This is a genomic window from Streptomyces sp. SID4985, from assembly GCF_009863025.1.
Lineage (GTDB): Bacteria > Actinomycetota > Actinomycetes > Streptomycetales > Streptomycetaceae > Streptomyces.
In genome coordinates, this window is the sequence record NZ_WWIR01000390.1 from 1 (window position 1) to 15,359 (window position 15,359).

General features: G+C 71.8%; 17 protein-coding genes, 1 tRNA gene and 2 pseudogenes. 15 read left to right on the top strand and 5 right to left on the bottom strand.

Annotated elements, in window-relative coordinates:
• The 11 genes and pseudogenes from GTW40_RS16635 to GTW40_RS16685 form a co-directional block, all read left to right on the top strand.
• Positions 1-632: pseudogene (locus GTW40_RS16635) on the top strand (NADH-quinone oxidoreductase subunit C); the annotation flags it as partial.
• Positions 629-1,597: a complex I subunit 1 family protein gene (locus GTW40_RS16640; protein ID WP_161180980.1), complete on the top strand. Its 969-nt coding sequence runs from the start codon at positions 629-631 to the stop codon at positions 1,595-1,597. The pseudogene GTW40_RS16635 and the gene GTW40_RS16640, both read left to right, overlap by 4 nt.
• Positions 1,597-2,199, top strand: a complete 603-nt coding sequence (locus GTW40_RS16645) for an NADH-quinone oxidoreductase subunit I (protein ID WP_161180981.1) — start codon at positions 1,597-1,599, stop codon at positions 2,197-2,199. Before GTW40_RS16640 ends, GTW40_RS16645 begins: the two co-directional genes overlap by 1 nt.
• The gene (locus tag GTW40_RS16650; protein ID WP_161180982.1) at positions 2,196-2,873 is read left to right on the top strand and encodes an NADH-quinone oxidoreductase subunit J; all 678 of its coding nucleotides are present in this window, start codon (positions 2,196-2,198) and stop codon (positions 2,871-2,873) included. The genes GTW40_RS16645 and GTW40_RS16650 overlap by 4 nt, the downstream gene beginning before the upstream one ends.
• Positions 2,873-3,235 (top strand): NADH-quinone oxidoreductase subunit NuoK, encoded by a 363-nt coding sequence (gene nuoK, locus GTW40_RS16655; RefSeq protein WP_161180983.1) that lies wholly within the window; start codon positions 2,873-2,875, stop codon positions 3,233-3,235. Before GTW40_RS16650 ends, nuoK begins: the two co-directional genes overlap by 1 nt.
• Positions 3,232-5,226: an NADH-quinone oxidoreductase subunit L gene (locus tag GTW40_RS16660; protein WP_161180984.1), complete on the top strand. Its 1,995-nt coding sequence runs from the start codon at positions 3,232-3,234 to the stop codon at positions 5,224-5,226. The genes nuoK and GTW40_RS16660 overlap by 4 nt, the downstream gene beginning before the upstream one ends.
• Before the next feature lie 6 nt (positions 5,227-5,232).
• Positions 5,233-6,807 (top strand): NADH-quinone oxidoreductase subunit M, encoded by a 1,575-nt coding sequence (locus tag GTW40_RS16665; protein ID WP_161180985.1) that lies wholly within the window; start codon positions 5,233-5,235, stop codon positions 6,805-6,807.
• Complete coding sequence (locus tag GTW40_RS16670; protein WP_161180986.1) at positions 6,804-8,330, top strand: NADH-quinone oxidoreductase subunit N; 1,527 nt, start codon at positions 6,804-6,806, stop codon at positions 8,328-8,330. Before GTW40_RS16665 ends, GTW40_RS16670 begins: the two co-directional genes overlap by 4 nt.
• Before the next feature lie 133 nt (positions 8,331-8,463).
• Positions 8,464-9,327 carry a zinc metalloprotease HtpX gene (gene htpX, locus GTW40_RS16675; RefSeq protein WP_161180987.1) on the top strand — a complete coding sequence of 288 codons (864 nt, stop codon included), beginning with the start codon at positions 8,464-8,466 and terminating at the stop codon, positions 9,325-9,327.
• Positions 9,324-9,716: a YccF domain-containing protein gene (locus GTW40_RS16680; protein ID WP_161180988.1), complete on the top strand. Its 393-nt coding sequence runs from the start codon at positions 9,324-9,326 to the stop codon at positions 9,714-9,716. Before htpX ends, GTW40_RS16680 begins: the two co-directional genes overlap by 4 nt.
• Positions 9,717-9,854: 138 nt before the next feature.
• A complete protein-coding gene (locus GTW40_RS16685) occupies positions 9,855-10,121 on the top strand; it encodes a GlsB/YeaQ/YmgE family stress response membrane protein (protein ID WP_018543880.1) in 267 nt (88 codons plus the stop codon).
• Between the two features lie 27 nt (positions 10,122-10,148).
• On the opposite strand, the gene GTW40_RS16690 is transcribed toward GTW40_RS16685, so the two are convergent.
• Together GTW40_RS16690 and GTW40_RS16695 are read right to left on the bottom strand one after the other, a co-directional pair.
• Positions 10,149-10,409 carry a hypothetical protein gene (locus GTW40_RS16690; RefSeq protein ID WP_161180989.1) on the bottom strand — a complete coding sequence of 87 codons (261 nt, stop codon included), beginning with the start codon at positions 10,407-10,409 and terminating at the stop codon, positions 10,149-10,151.
• 73 nt (positions 10,410-10,482) lie between these two features.
• Positions 10,483-10,971: a YajQ family cyclic di-GMP-binding protein gene (locus tag GTW40_RS16695; protein WP_018543882.1), complete on the bottom strand. Its 489-nt coding sequence runs from the start codon at positions 10,969-10,971 to the stop codon at positions 10,483-10,485.
• Positions 10,972-11,197: 226 nt separating this feature from the next.
• On the opposite strand from GTW40_RS16695, the gene GTW40_RS16700 reads away from it, so the two are divergent.
• The 3 genes from GTW40_RS16700 (at position 11,198) to GTW40_RS16710 (ending at position 12,696) form a co-directional block, all read left to right on the top strand.
• Positions 11,198-11,279, top strand: a tRNA-Tyr gene (locus tag GTW40_RS16700).
• Positions 11,280-11,611: 332 nt separating this feature from the next.
• Positions 11,612-12,295, top strand: a complete 684-nt coding sequence (locus GTW40_RS16705; RefSeq protein ID WP_343245721.1) for a GNAT family N-acetyltransferase — start codon at positions 11,612-11,614, stop codon at positions 12,293-12,295.
• A gap of 98 nt (positions 12,296-12,393) precedes the next feature.
• Entirely contained in the window at positions 12,394-12,696 is a 303-nt protein-coding gene (locus GTW40_RS16710; RefSeq protein WP_161180990.1) for a hypothetical protein, read from the top strand.
• A 210-nt stretch (positions 12,697-12,906) separates the two neighbouring features.
• On the opposite strand, the gene GTW40_RS16715 is transcribed toward GTW40_RS16710, so the two are convergent.
• On the bottom strand, positions 12,907-13,431 hold the full coding sequence (locus GTW40_RS16715) for a lamin tail domain-containing protein (protein WP_161180994.1): 525 nt from the start codon (positions 13,429-13,431) through the stop codon (positions 12,907-12,909).
• A 418-nt stretch (positions 13,432-13,849) separates the two neighbouring features.
• Between GTW40_RS16715 and GTW40_RS16720 the strand changes: the two genes are divergently transcribed.
• Positions 13,850-14,062 (top strand): hypothetical protein, encoded by a 213-nt coding sequence (locus GTW40_RS16720; RefSeq protein ID WP_161180991.1) that lies wholly within the window; start codon positions 13,850-13,852, stop codon positions 14,060-14,062.
• Positions 14,063-14,089: 27 nt separating this feature from the next.
• On the opposite strand, the gene GTW40_RS16725 is transcribed toward GTW40_RS16720, so the two are convergent.
• Entirely contained in the window at positions 14,090-14,746 is a 657-nt protein-coding gene (locus GTW40_RS16725) for an SDR family oxidoreductase (RefSeq protein ID WP_161180992.1), read from the bottom strand.
• Between the two features lie 162 nt (positions 14,747-14,908).
• Positions 14,909-15,359, bottom strand: a pseudogene (locus tag GTW40_RS16730) (hydrolase); the annotation flags it as partial.

Sequence of the window (15,359 nt, forward strand, 5' to 3'; positions counted from 1 at the left end):
CTGAGGCGGCCGGTGCCGACGGCCCGGTTCGCGCTGCCTCGGCCGATGAGACCGGCGGCCCCGCGTCGACGGCCGGTGGAGCCACCCCCCGGCCCCGCCGTACCCGGAGCGCGAGCGACAGCTCGGTGAGCCAGGCGTCCGGTGCGGTACCGCAGGAGGCCGCGGCGCAGCCGCCCACGACACCCGAGTCGACCCCGGCCCGCCCGCGCCGTACCCGCAGCGCCTCCCAGGGCTCGGCCTCGCAGCAGCCGCAAGGCCCGGAACCGGCACCGCCCACTCCCGAGCCCCCGGCCCGCCGAAGCACGGCCCCCCGCAGCGCGGACGCCCCCTGGCACCATGCCCGCCCGGCCTTCGACGAACCCACCCCGGAGCCCGACCAGGCCCCGGCCGCCGAGGAAACCTCAGAACCGAGCGAGTCCCCGCAGGGCGGCCGAACCCCGGCCCAGCCGGAGGAACCGTCCGCGAGCCAGGCGCCCGAGCCGGAGGAACCGTCCGCGAGCCAGGCGCCCGAGCCGGAGGACGTACCGGACCCCGAGCAGCCCGCCGAGCCCACCCAGGCCCCGGACCGCCCCGCGCACCCCGACCCCACCACTCCCACCACCCCCGAAGACCCCACAGGAGGCCCGCGGTGAACGACGCATGGCCCGTCGCCCTGCGGCTCCTGATCGTGTTCGTCGTGTTCCTCACCTTCCCGCTGATCGTGGGTCAGACGGAGCACAAGGTGATGGCGCACATGCAGGGCAGGCTCGGCCCGATGTACGCGGGCGGGTTCCACGGGTGGGCGCAGCTCGTCGCGGACGGGGTGAAGTTCGCGCAGAAGGAGGACGTCGTACCGGCGGGAGCCGACCGGCGGATCTTCCAGCTGGCCCCGGCCGTCGCGCTGCTGCCGTACCTGCTCGTGCTGCTGGCGATCCCGATCGGGCCGGGCAGCGGCGCGGTCGGGCAGGTGGTCGACGCGGGGATCTTCTTCGTGCTCGCGGTGATGGGCGTCGGCGTGCTCGGCTCGCTGATGGCCGGATGGGCGAGCGCGAACAAGTTCTCGCTGCTCGGCGGCCTGCGGACCGCGGCCCAGTTGCTGGCGTACGAGCTGCCGATGCTGCTCGCCGCCGCGTCGGTGGCGATGGCGGCGGGGACGGTGTCCCTGCCCGGGATCGTCGGCGCCTTCCACTGGTGGTGGGTGCCCTGGCAGATCGTCGGCGGGATCGTCTTCTTCGTCGCCGGACTCGCGGAGCTGCAACGCCCGCCGTTCGACATGCCCGTGGCGGACTCGGAGATCATCTTCGGCGCGTACACGGAGTACACCGGCCTCAGGTTCGCCCTGTTCCTGCTCGCGGAGTACGCCGGGATCGTCGTGCTGTGCGGGCTGACCACCGTCCTGTTCCTGGGCGGCTGGCACGGCCCCTGGGGCGCCGACGGGCTCGGCTGGGTGTGGACCCTGCTGAAGACCGCGGTGCTCGCGTTCCTCGTGATCTGGCTCCGCGTCACCTACCCCCGGCTGCGCGAGGACCAGCTCCAGAAGCTCTCCTGGACCCTCCTCGTGCCCCTCTCCCTCGCCCAGATCGCCCTCACCGGCGTCGTCAAGGTGGTGATCTCCTGATGGCCCGTATCCCCGGCTCCGGCCTGGCCAAGGGCCTGGCCGTCACCCTGCGCACGATGACGAAGAAGACCGTCACCGAGCGGTACCCCGACGTGGAGCCCGAACTGCCGCCCCGCACCCGCGGCGTCATCGGCCTGTTCGAGGAGAACTGCACGGTCTGCATGCTGTGCGCCCGCGAGTGCCCCGACTGGTGCATCTACATCGACTCCCACAAGGAGACGGTGCCCGCCGCCACCCCGGGCGGCCGCGAGCGCAGCCGCAACGTCCTCGACCGCTTCGCCATCGACTTCTCGCTGTGCATGTACTGCGGCATCTGCATCGAGGTCTGCCCCTTCGACGCGCTGTTCTGGTCGCCGGAGTTCGAGTACGCCGAGACCGACATCCACGAACTCACCCACGAGCGCGACAAGCTCCGCGAGTGGATGTGGACGGTCCCGGCGCCGCCCGCCCTGGACCCGCACGCCGAGGAGCCCAAGGAGATCGCCGCCGCCCACAAGGCCGCCGACAAACTGGCCGCCGCGCAGGCGGCCGAAGCCGCCGAAGCCGCCGAAGCCGCAGAAGCGGCAGAACCGAAGCCCGAGGAAAAGGAGGGAGAGTCGTGAGCCCCACCGCAGCCACCCTGGCCGCCGCCGCTCCCCACGGCTTCCTGTCCCCGACCGGCGTCGAGATCGCCTTCCTGCTCGTCGGACTCGCCACCTTCGGCGCCGCGCTGATCACCGTCACCACCCGGCAGCTCGTGCACGCCGCCCTGTGGCTGGTGGTCGCGCTCGGCGGGCTCGCCGTCGAGTACCTCCTGCTCACCGCCGAGTTCATCGCCTGGGTGCAGGTCCTCATCTACGTCGGTTCCGTCGTCGTCCTCCTCCTCTTCGGGCTGATGCTCACGCGGGCCCCCATCGGCCGCTCCCCGGACGCCGACTCGGGCAACCGCTGGGCCGCGCTCGCCGTCGCGTTGGGCGCCGCCGGTGCGCTGGTCTGGGTGGTCGTGGACGCCTTCCGCGCCACCTGGATCGACCTGGACGGCCCGGCCGCCGGTACCACCCGCGTCACCGGCGAGAGCCTCTTCCGCGGCTGGGTCCTGCCCTTCGAGGCCCTCTCCGTACTCCTCCTCGCCGCCCTGGTCGGCGCGATCGTCCTGTCCCGCAAGGCCAAGGCCGATGCCGACGAGGGCCAGGCCCCCGGCGCCCCCGGTCTCACCAAGACCCCCGGCGTGCCGAGCCCCACGCGGACCGTCGGCGAGCCCACCAAGACCCCCGGCGACAAGGAAGGCGCCCGCTGATGCACCTCGCCTACCCCGCCGTACTCTCCGCCCTCCTCTTCTGCACCGGCCTCTACGGCGTCCTCGCCCGCCGCAACGCGATCCTGGTCCTGATGTCGGTCGAGCTGATGCTCAACGCCGTCAACCTCAACCTCGTCGCCTTCGACGTCTGGCTGAGCCGCGCCGCCCGCGACACCCTGCACTCCGGCCAGGCGCTGACCCTGTTCACCATCGCCGTCGCCGCCGCCGAGATCGGCATCGGCCTGGCGATCGTGCTCGCCGTGTACCGCAACCGGGGCACCTCCGACATCGACCGGCTCCGTGACACCGCCGAGGGCCCCGACGCCGCCCCGGGGGCCGAGAAGGCTGAGGCCACCGCGTGACCACGACCACCCTCGCCGCCCTCGTCCCCGTCCTCCCCTTCCTCGGCGCCGCCGCCGGACTGCTGCTCGGCCGCACCGCGCCCGGCCTCGTCCGGCCGCTCGCCGTACTGCCCGTCCTCGCCTCCCTCGTGCTGGCCGCGCTCGTCGCGGCACGCCAGGGCGGCGGCCGGGCCATCGACGCGTCCACCCTGCTGACGCCCACCGGCTCCGTCCCGGTCGACCTCGCCCTGCACATCGACGGCTTCGCCGCGCTCGTCGCCGTCCTGGTGGCCTTCGTCGCGAGCTGCGTGCAGATCTACTCGACCGGCTATCTGCGCGAGGACCCCCGCTACCCCTCGTACGCGGCCCTCGTCTCCCTCTTCACCTCCGCCATGCTTCTCGTCGTCTACTCCGGCGACCTGATCGTGCTGCTGGTCGGCTGGGAGGTCATGGGCATCTGCTCCTACTTCCTCGTCGGTCACTACTGGGAGACCCCCGAGGCCCGCGCCGCCTCCCTCAAGGCGTTCCTCGTCACCAAGCTCGGCGACGTGCCGTTCCTGATCGGCCTGTTCGCGCTCGGCACCGACGCCGGGTCCTTCCGCATCACCCGCGTCCTCGCCACGGTCGCGAACGGCGGACTCGACCACCCGACCCTGATCGCCCTGCTGCTTCTCGCGGGCGTGGCGGGCAAGTCGGCGCAGTTCCCGCTGCACACCTGGCTCCCGGACGCGATGGCGGGTCCCACGCCCGTCTCCGCGCTGATCCACGCCGCGACCATGGTCGCCGCCGGTGTCTACTTCATCGCCCGTCTCCTGCCCGTCTTCGAGGCGTCCGCCGCCGCGATGGTCGTCCTCGCCGCGATGGCCGCCGTCACCATGGTGGGCTCCGGCCTCTCCGCGCTCGCCCAGGACGACATCAAGCGCGTCCTCGCCTACTCGACCATCGGCCAGCTCGGCTACATGACCGGCGCCCTCGCCGTCGGCGACCGGGGTGCCGCCGTCTTCCACCTCCTCGCGCACGGCGCCTTCAAGGCGCTGCTGTTCCTCGCCGCCGGTGTGGTCATCCACGCGGCCGGCACCAACTCGCTGGCCGCCATGTCCCGGATGAGCCACCTGCGCGACCGCGTCCCGGACGCCTTCTGGACGATGACCGTGGCGCTGCTCGCGCTCGCCGCGATCCCGCCGTTCAGCGGCTTCTTCTCCAAGGAGTCCGTCCTCGGCGCCGCCGAGCACACCGCCACCGGGCACGACGGGCCCATCCCCGGCGCCGCGGGCTGGATCGTCCTCGTCGCCGGTCTCGTCACCGCCCTCCTCACCGCCGCCTACGCCACCCGGCTCTGGCTGCTCGCCTTCCGCGGCCGGGGCGCCGAGGCCCCCGAACACATCCGCGAGCCGCTCAGCATGACCGTGGTGCTCTGGGTGCTCGCCGTGCCGTCACTGGCCTTCGGCGCGCTCGCCTACCGCACCCTGCCCGGCTGGTTCGACGGCCGCGGTCTCGCGCCCACCCTGCTCACCTCCGTCCTCGGCACCGGCCTCGCCGTCGTCGGCGGACTGCTCACCTACGGCGTCTGGCAGCGCACCTCCGCCCGCGCGGCCCGTGTGCCCCTGGGTGCCGTCGCCGCGCACCCCGAGGGCGACGCGGGCCACGTGGAGGCCGAGGCCATCGCCGCGCACGAGGCGGCCTACGGCGACATCGCCCGCGCCCCCGACCCGGCCGACCCCGCGCGCGTGCTGCTCGGCCCGCTGTTCAGGCCCGCCGCGAGCGGCTTCCACCTGGACGCCGTGTACTCCGCGCTGTTCGTCCGCCCGGTCCTCGCCGGAGCGAGCCTCGTGGGCTTCCTGGACCGCGAGGTCGTCGACACCTACGTGCGCGGCGCCGCCGCCCTGCCCCGGCTGCTCGGGGCCGCCGTACGCCGGGCACAGACCGGCAACGTCCAGACCTATGTGAGCGCGCTGCTCGCCGGCACCGTCGTCCTGACGGTCGCCGTCCTCCTCGTCGCCTCGGGAGCGTGAGCGGGCGTGATCGGTATCAACGAGTCAGTGATGCAGTTTCTTCTGGCGTTCATCGTCGTCGTCCCGCTGCTGGGCGCGGCCGCCGCTCTCCTGCCCGCCCCGCCCGGGCTCAGGGGCAAGTCCCCCGACCAGGCCGTGCTCCGCCACGGCATGACCGTGACCGGCGTGGTCCTCATCGCCGCGATCGTCCTCGCGCTCGGCTTCGACCACGACCACCCGTCGAGGATGCAGGCCCAGACCGACATCAGCTGGATCCCCGCACTCCATGTGCGGATCCACCTCGGCGTCGACGGCATCTCGCTCCCCCTCGTCGTCCTGACCGCGCTGCTGACCTTCCTCTGCGCGCTCTACACCTACTTCAAGCCGCCCACGGGCCCGTCCCCGAAGGCGTTCACCGCCCTGGTCCTGCTGCTCGAAGGCGGCACCCTCGCCTCCTTCTCCGTACTCGACCTCGTCCTCTTCTTCCTCGCCTTCGAGACAGTGCTCGTCCCGATGTACTTCCTCATCGCCCGCTGGGGCGGCGAGGGCCGGACCCGGGCCGCGTGGAAGTTCATCCTGTACACGCTGCTCGGCTCCGTGATCATGCTGCTCGGCCTGCTCCTGATCGGGATCAAGGCGGGCACTTTCGACATGGTGGCACTCGCCACTGACAACGGCCGGTCCCTGAGCACATCCGTGCAGGTCATCGCCGTCCTGGCGATCGGGATCGGGCTCGCCGTGAAGACCCCGATGTGGCCCCTGCACAGCTGGCTCCCGGACGCCCACACCTCGGCCCCGACCGTCGGCTCGGTCCTCCTCGCCGGCGTCCTGCTGAAGATGGGCACCTACGGGTTCGTCCGCATCCTGCTCCCCGAGGCCCCGCAGGGCTTCCACGTCTTCGCGCCCTACCTCGCCGCCTTCGCCGTGGTCGGGATCATCTACGGCTCCCTGGCCTGCCTCAACCTCGCCAAGCCGGGAGCCAGGGGCGACCTCAAGCGGCTCATCGCCTACTCCTCCGTCGGCCACATGGGCTTCGTCCTGCTCGGCATCGCCACGATGACCCCGACCGGCGTGAACGGCGCCCTGTTCGCCAACATCGCCCACGGCCTCATCACCGGCCTGCTGTTCTTCCTGGTCGGCGCCCTCAAGGACCGCACCGGCAGCACCGATCTCGACACCCTGGCCGAGCACACGGGAGCCGCCCTGTACGGCAGGGCTCCGCGCCTGGGCGGCCTGCTCGCCTTCGCCGCCGTCGCCTCGCTCGGACTGCCCGGGCTCGCCGGGTTCTGGGGCGAGATGCTCTCCCTGTTCGGCGCGTTCCGCCCCGCCGCCGACCTCAACCGCACCGCCTACCTCGTCTTCATGGCGATCGGCGCCTTCGGCACCCTGCTCACCGCCGCCTACCTGCTGGTCGTGGTCCGCCGGGTCTGCATGGGCGACACGCGGCGCGACCTGCCCGAACTCACCGACGTACGCGGCTACGAGCTGGCGGCCTGGACCCCGCTCGTCGTCCTCACCCTCGTCGCCGGACTCTGGCCGAGGTCCCTGCTCGGCCTCACCGACCCGGCCGTGCAGCAACTCCTCGCGGGAGGCGCCCGATGACCGCCCTGGCCCAGCCGCTCGCCCAGTCGGCGGTCCAGTCCGTCGACTGGCTGGCGATCGCGCCGCCCGTCATCGCCGCCGTCACGGCACTCGTCGTGCTCGTCGCCGACCTTTTCCTGCCGGAGACCCGTAAACCCCTCCTGGGGTGGATCTCCGTCACGGGCCTGGCCGCCGCCGGGCTCATGCTGCTGCCCCTCCTGGACGGCGACCGCGCCACCTTCTGCGCGGGAAGCGGCGCCACACGCGCGTGCAGCTACAGCGCCGACCACTTCACCCTCGCCATCCAGCTCCTCGTCCTCGGCGGCGCCCTCCTCGCGGCCCTGCTGTCGATGACCGGCCTCAAGGACGAGCACCGGCGCGTCCCGGCCGGGGAGTTCTGGTTCCTGCTGCTCTCCTCGGCGGCCGGGGCCGCCCTGCTGCCCGCCTCCCGCGACCTCGCCACCCTGGTCGTCGCCCTGGAGGTCGCCTCGCTGCCCGCCTTCGCCCTCGTCGGCATCCGGCACGGCGACCGGCGCTCCTCCGAGGCGGCCCTGAAGTTCTTCCTCTCCTCGGTCACCGCCACCGCCGTCAGCCTCATGGGCGTCAGCTTCGTCTACGCCTCCACCGGCAGCCTCTACCTCACCCAGATCGCCCAGCGCCTGCCGCACGTCGACGGCCAGCTCCACGTCCTCACCCAGACCGGCGTCGTCCTCACCCTGATCGGCTTCGCCTTCAAGACGGCCGCCGTCCCCTTCCACTTCTGGGTGCCCGAGACCTACGTCGGCGCGCCGCTGCCCGTCGCCGCCTACCTCTCCGTCGTCGGCAAGGCGGTCGGCTTCTCCGGCCTGATCCTCGTCACCGTGATCGGCTTCCCGTCGTACGCCGACGTCTGGGGACCCGCCCTCGCGATCCTCGCCGCGCTCACCATGACCGCCGGAAACGTCGGCGCCCTCCGCCAGAGCGGCACGCGCGCGTACAGCGCGGTACGGCTGCTCGCCTGGTCCTCCGTCGGCCAGGCCGGCTACCTCCTCGTACCGATCGCCGCCGCCGGATACACGCGCGACGCCCGCCAGGCCATCGGCTCCACCGTCGCGTACGCGCTCATGTACGGCGCGGTCAACCTCGGCGCCTTCGCCGTGGCCGCCCTGGTGGGCCGTACACGCTCCGCCAACCGGATCGCCGACTACCGGGGCCTCTACGCCACCAACCCCGTCACAGCGCTCCTCCTGGCCTTCTTCCTGCTGTCCCTCGCGGGCCTGCCGCCCGGCGTCATCGGCCTCTTCGCCAAGGTCACGGTGTTCTCCACCGCCGTGAACGCGGGCCTCGGCTGGCTCGCCGTCGTCATGGCCGTCAACGTGGTGATCGCGCTGTACTACTACCTCAGGTGGACGGCCCTGCTGTTCCGCGCCCCCGAGGGCGAACCGGCCCGCCACCACGTCCCCGCCCCGCTCACGCTCGCCCTGGCCCTCACCGGAGTCGTCGGCGTCGCCCTGTCCGGCGCACCGGAACTGGTCCTGCGCTTCGCCGCCACGAACCTGTTCTGAGCCACCCGCCCCACCCGTACGGACGTACGGCACCCCCGCCGCACCTGGGAACTCGCGGCTGCCGCCTGGCGTTGACCAGTGCGGGAGGGTCCACTGGACCGAAGGGTTCGCTGCACGACTTGGAGGGCGTACCGTGCACCGCCGGCACAACGGGCTCAGGACCGCAGTACTCCTCGGGGGGCTGTCGGCGCTCATCATCGTCATCGGCAGCCTCTTCGGGCGTACGGGCCTGATCGTCGCCGTCCTGGTGGCGCTGGCCACCAACGCGTACGCGTACTGGAACAGCGACAAGCTGGCCCTGCGCGCGATGCGGGCCCGCCCGGTCAGCGAGTTCGAGGCGCCGGAGCTGTACCGGATGGTGCGCGAGCTGTCCACGCAGGCCCGCCAGCCCATGCCGCGCCTGTACATCTCGCCCACCGAGGCCCCGAACGCCTTCGCCACCGGCCGCAACCCGCGCAACGCGGCCGTGTGCTGCACCGAGGGCATCCTGCGCCTGCTCGACGAGCGCGAGCTGCGCGGTGTCATCGGCCATGAGCTGAGCCATGTCTACAACCGCGACATCCTCATCTCGTCCGTGGCCGGCGCCCTCGCCTCGGTGATCATGTTCCTGGTGAACTTCGCCTGGCTGATCCCGATCGGCCGCTCGGACGACGACGACGGCCCCGGCCTGTTCGGCATGTTGCTGATCATGATCCTCGGCCCGCTCGCCGCCACCGTCATCCAACTGGCCATCAGCCGCTCCCGGGAGTACGAGGCCGACGCCTCGGGCGCCCAGCTCACCGGCGACCCGCTCGCCCTCGCGGGGGCGCTGCGCAAGCTGGAGACCGGCACCCAGCAGCTTCCGCTGCCTCCGGAGCCACGCATCGAGACCGCGAGCCACATGATGATCGCGAACCCGTTCCGTCCCGGGCGGGGGCTGTCGCGGATGTTCTCCACGCACCCCCCGATGGCGGAGCGCATCGCCCGACTGGAACAGATGGCAGGTCGAAACCGGTGAAGACACTCCTCAACATCATCTGGCTCGTCCTGAGCGGCTTCTGGCTCTTCCTGGGCTATGTGCTCGCGGGCCTGCTGCTCTGCATCACGATCATTGGCATCCCCTTCGGGATCGCCGCCTTCCGCATCGGCGTCTACGCCCTGTGGCCCTTCGGGTACACCACGGTCGAGCGCCACGACGCGGGCGCGCCGTCCTGCGTCGGCAACGTCCTCTGGCTGGTCCTGGCGGGCTGGTGGCTGGCGCTGGCCCACATCACGACCGGCGTGGCGCTGTGCCTGACGATCATCGGCATCCCGTTCGGCATCGCCAACTTCAAGATGATCCCGATCTCCCTGCTGCCACTCGGCCGCGAGATCGTCCGCACGGACGAGCCGTTCGGCGTGCGCTGACGCAACCGACACCTGCCCGGAGGGCGTCTACCCGGACGAAACGGAAGACGACCCCTGGTCTCCTCACCCACATGGTCCTCACCGAATTCTCAGCGGTCGGACAGTGCGGAGACAGCGCGGAAGGGCAGGTAACTCGGCATGAGCATCATCGGTTGGATCATCCTCGGCCTGCTGGCCGGCGCCATCGCCAAACTCCTGCTCCCGGGCCGCGACCCGGGCGGCTTCATCGGCACCACCCTGATCGGCGTCGCGGGCGCCTTCATCGGCGGCTGGATCTCGTCCCGCTGGCTCGACCACCCGATCAGCAAGCACTTCTACGACGGGGCGACCTGGGCGGCGGCGATCGGCGGCTCACTGGTACTGCTGATCCTGTACCGGGTGCTGTTCGGCAATTCGAGGGACTGACCTCCCGGCGGAGTGCGCCGGGCCGTGTCAGTCACCGGAGCGCTGCTCGCGGCGGTGGGTGCCGCGGGCCAGCTCCTGCAGGATCTCGTGCTCGGACCGCCTGGTCGTACGGGCCAGCGTCTGCAGTAGCGCGGCGCACAGGGCGGCCGTGCCGTCCAGCAGTGTCTCCGTGGCGGCGGGGTCCTCACGCCGCCGCTCGCCCAGATACTCCGTCAGGAGCTCGTCCCCGGAGACGTAGGCAGTCATGAACTCGATGCCGGTCCGGACCCGGTCGTAGTCGCTGCTCATGCCGGAACGATCGCACATGGCGGCGCGTGTGGCGACGGGTGGCCGACGAGGAAGACCTCGCCGGCCGCTCGGCTCACCGGTAGTTGACGAACTGGAGGGCGAAGTCGAAGTCCTTGCCCTTGAGGAGGGCGATGATGGCCTGGAGGTCGTCACGGCTCTTGGAGCTGACGCGCAGCTCCTCGCCCTGGACCTGGGCCTTGACGCCCTTGGGGCCCTCGTCGCGGATGATCTTCGCCACCTTCTTGGCGTTCTCCTGGGAGATGCCCTCCTCGATGGAGGCGAAGATCTTGTACTCCTTGCCGGACAGCTGGGGCTCACCCGCGTCCAGCGCCTTCAGGGAGATGCCACGCTTGATCAGCTTGGACTCGAAGACGTCGAGAACGGCCTTCACGCGCTCCTCGGAGTTCGCCTCCATGAGGATCTTCTCGCCGGACCACGAGATCGAGGCACCCACGCCCTTGAAGTCGTAGCGCTGCGAGATCTCCTTGGCGGCCTGGTTGAGGGCGTTGTCGACCTCCTGCCGCTCGACCTTCGAGACGATGTCGAAACTGGAGTCGGCCATGTCCTGTGGCTCCTTGCATCGGGGTGCGGATCGAGTGCGGCCCGGCCCAAGAGGCGACGGCCGCCGCGCCCGGCATCCTGCCGGGCCGCATCCGCACCAGCCTAGCCACCCCGCACGCCTCGGGGCGGAGATCAACCGGGTGGCGAAGCACCCCTCCGCATCGGGTATTGTTTACGTCGTTGCCAGGGAGCACCGCCCACAGCGGGCCTCCTGACCAACACCCCCCGGCGGTGTGCCCGAGCGGCCAAAGGGAGCAGACTGTAAATCTGCCGGCTCAGCCTTCCCAGGTTCGAATCCTGGCGCCGCCACACGGGAACGAAGGGCCCGTGACCTGCTGTTACAGCAGGTCACGGGCCCTTCGTCGTATCCCCGTCCCCGGCGCGTCCGCTACCCTCCGCCGATGCCGCATATGACCCCCCTCACCCCCTCCCTGCCGCCCGGCTACCACTCACGCCCCGCGGCCCTCGACGACGTCCCCGCGATTCACGCGCTGGTCACGGAATGTGAGCGGAAGCTGTATGGGCGGGGGCGGAGTGATGCCGGGGCCGTGGCCGCCGATCTTGTGCGGCCGGGGTTGGTGATGGAGTCGGACACCGTTTTGGTGTTCGGTCCGGGCGGTCGGCTTGTCGGTCGGGCGTGGGTGGACCGGCGGTCCGAGGTGCATGTGCATCCGGGGCACCGGGGGCGGGGGCTGGGGGCCGCGCTGCTCGGGTGGACGGTGGCGCGGGCGCGGCAGGCCGGGGTCGACCGTGTCGTGCAGACCGTGCCGGACGCGGACACGGGTGCCGTGGCGCTGCTGCGGGCGTACGGGTACGAGCCGTTGGTGACGGCCTGGCTGCTGGAGTTCGCCCTGGCGGCCGAGCCCGCGGTTCCCGAGCCTCCGGAGGGCATCACCGTGCGGCCCTTCCGGCCCGGTGACGGGGTCGCCACACACGTCCTTGTCCAGGACGCGTTCGACGAGTGGCAGGAGCGGCGGCAGCCGTACGAGGAGTGGGCCGCCCACACCGTGGAGCGGCCCGTGTTCGCCCCTCAGTGGTCGGCGCTGGCCTTCGCCGGTGACCAACTGGTGGGCGCCGCGCTTGCGTTGGACGTGCCGGGCACGGGGGAGGGGTACCTCGAACAGGTCGCCGTGCGGCGCGATCACCGGGGCCGCGGCATCGCCCGGCTGCTGCTGCGCCACGCCTTCAGGGCCTTCCACCACGCGGGGCTCGACGCCTGCACCCTGTGGACCCACTCGGACACCGGCGCTCTCGACCTCTATCTGCGCGTCAGTATGACGGTCCGCCACAGTTCCACGGTCTTCCGTAAGGACCTTGGCGCATAGACACGCCATTGTCGGGGGCCGAGGTTTCTCCGGTGCGGCCGGCTCGGTAGGAGCACGGGGGAGTGTGCGCCGTGCGCACCGGGGCAAGGGGGACGGACATGACCGATGACGACGGGATCAGCGCTCGGCTGCGCAGGCGGATTCGGCGGGACTTTCCCGATGCCGAGGTGGCGCGCGGTGTCGCCGGGGCGCTGCGGGGGCTGGCCGAGGAACTGGAGTACTGGGGGCAGGACCCGGAGCGGTTGATGGCGGCCGCGTTGTTCGTCGCCGACGGCAAGGTCAGGGGATTGCGGGAGGCCGTACTGCTCGGGCGGGTCGACGGACGGGACCTGCTCGTGGCGGGCGGCCTCGCGTACGACGACTGGCCGGAGGTGATGGACGCGGAGCTGGGGGCTCGCTGACCAGGCTCATTGACCAGGCTCATTGACCAGGCTCATTGACCAGGCTCACTGACCACCCGGCGGCCGACCGAAATGGTGACCCGCTGATGACTCCCTGAATTCCCGGCCGGGAAAACGCCAAGTGGCGCGGCAGCCCTCCGAGGGCTGCCGCGCCACCCGGGGTGGAGCGGAGGGAACGGTCAGAGATCAGAGATCGTTCGGGGTTGTCGCTCAGCGGCGGTGGTCGCGGCCGTGGCCACGGTCGTCACCGCGGTGGTCGCGGCCGTGACCGCGGTCGTCGCCACGGCCGCCGCGGCCGCCCCACGACGCGTCGTCGACGAGGCGGCGGTGGTCGTCGCGCAGCGTCGCGGTGTCGCGGTTGTTGTCCCAGACGTAGTTGCGACGGTCCAGGTAGACGTCACGGAAGGTGTCACGGCCGACACCGGTGTGGACGCGGACGGTCGAGTGGCCACCGAGGCTGAAGTGGCGGAAGGTGTAGGTGACGCCGCGACGGCTCTCCGACAGCGTCCACCCGCTGAGGTTCACACGGTGACGGGAGTTGTTGGTGAGCTCCACCCACTCGTTGTTCAGCGAGCGGTTGGAGCCGTTGTCGAAGCCGGGAGAGTCGTACTGCACGCGGCTGATCTGCACGTCTCCCCGGCCCGGGCGGGCGTCCGCGGCGGAGGCCGGCAGGGCCACCGAACCGACAAGAGCACCGGCCGCGATGGCGACGGCGGCCAGGCGGCGAGCGGTCACGGAAGCTGAAGCAGTCACAGGTTCTCCTGCATGGTGCGGGCACATCCGCATACGGGGACCGTATGCGGAGTCGTGCGGTGTGCGGATGGCGACCAACTGGCCGCGCATCCACACCTTGTCCGGGATGCGGATGTGATGTGGGGAAAACGTGAATCGTGTTACCGATCGAGCATGTATCTGTGACTCTTACCTGTAACGTCCATTCATAGGAAAAATGCACCGAGTTGACCGCTTTGCAGGCTCGGAATCCTTGTGATCACTGGGCGCGGGGCGTCTTCCGCCACACCGCGCCACCCCGGCCGCCCGGGCACCGTCACCCGAAAGTGAGTAACAGAGGTGTGTGACAGAACGGCGCTCGCAGGCCCCCGCACGCGCCCCTGACCGACGCGTCCGCCCCCGCCCGGGGCAGACTGGCGGCATGTCCTCCCGCCGCAGAACCTGTCCCGTGTGCCGCCGCGAGATCGCCGTCGTCGCGGGCCGCTTCGCCCGCCACGACCCGCCCGGAGCGCGCGAGCACGGCGAACTCGTCTCCTGCTCCGGCTCCCGCAGTCACGCTCAACTCGGCACCGTGCAACCCACGTTGGACGGCTACGCCGTACCCGAGTTCCCCGGGCAGCTGCCCCTCTTCTGAGGGCAGGGCCGCCCGGGGACGCCGACCTCAGCCGCCCGCCACCGCCTTCACCGCCACCGCCACCGGCGTGGACCCCGCGATCAGCTCCAGCGTCAGCCCCGCCGTCGCCGAGGACTCCACCAACTCCGCCAGTACGGCCGCCACATCGTCCCGTGACACCGGCCCGCGCCCGGTGTGCGCCGCGAGGGTCACCAGTCCGGTGCCAGGCTCGTCGGTCAGCGAACCGGGGCGCAGGACCGTCCAGTCGAGGGCCTCCTGCCGGGTGACGTACGCGTCCGCCGCGCCCTTGGCCCGCAGATACACGTCGAACACCTCGTCACCGGCGTGGGCCGGGTCCGCGCCCATCGAGGAGACGACCAGGAACCGCCGTACGCCCGCGCGCACCGCCGCGTCCGCGAACAGCACCGCCGCGCCCTTGTCCACCGTCTCCTTGCGGGCCGTCCCGCTGCCCGGGCCCGCACCGGCCGCGAACACCGCCGCGTCCGCGCCGCGCAGACACGCCTCGACCTCCTCGGGGGACGCCGACTCCAGGTCGAGCACGACCGGTTCGGCACCGGCCGCCCGCAGGTCGTCGGCCTGCCCCGGGGCGCGGATGATCCCCGCCACCTCGTCCCCGCGCGCGGCGAGCAGACGCTCCAGCCGCAACGCGATCTGTCCATGCCCTCCGGCGATGACGATGCGCATGTCTTCGACCGTACGCCCGGCCTCCGCCATCCGCCGAACGGGTGGACGCCCACCCGCCGGAGCACCGGCACGCCCGTTCGTCGAAGCACGCGCACCCCCGCCGGTCGACGCGCCGACACCCCCGCTCGCCGGAGCACCCGCACCCCCGCCCGCCGAAGAGGTTCACGACAGCTTCCCTCGCCCCTGCCGAGGCAGCCCCAACTCCTCGGCGGCCGCCGAGTTGCAGTACTCCCGCACCGCGCTCGTACGGGCCACCACGCGCCCCCGGTGCACCACGATCCGGCTGTAGGCGAGGGAGAGCGCGCCCGGCAGCCGGTCGCCGCGCACCGCGAGGAGTTCGGCCGGGAAGCCCGCCTCCACGCGCACCTCGGGCAGCCCCAGCGCGGCGCGCGCCGAGACGCTCACCGTGTCGTAGGCGTCCTCGGGGTTCAGCCCGTGCACGGAGGAGAGGAGATAGGCGGCCTCCAGCGGATCGCCCCGGCCCACCGGGTTGGCCACGTCCCGCATCGCGCCGCTGCCCGCGGCCACCCGCACCCCGGCCGCGCGCAGCAGCCGTACCGGCGCCGTGCCCCGGAGGTCCGCGGCGCCGCAGACGCCCTGGGGCAGGCACATC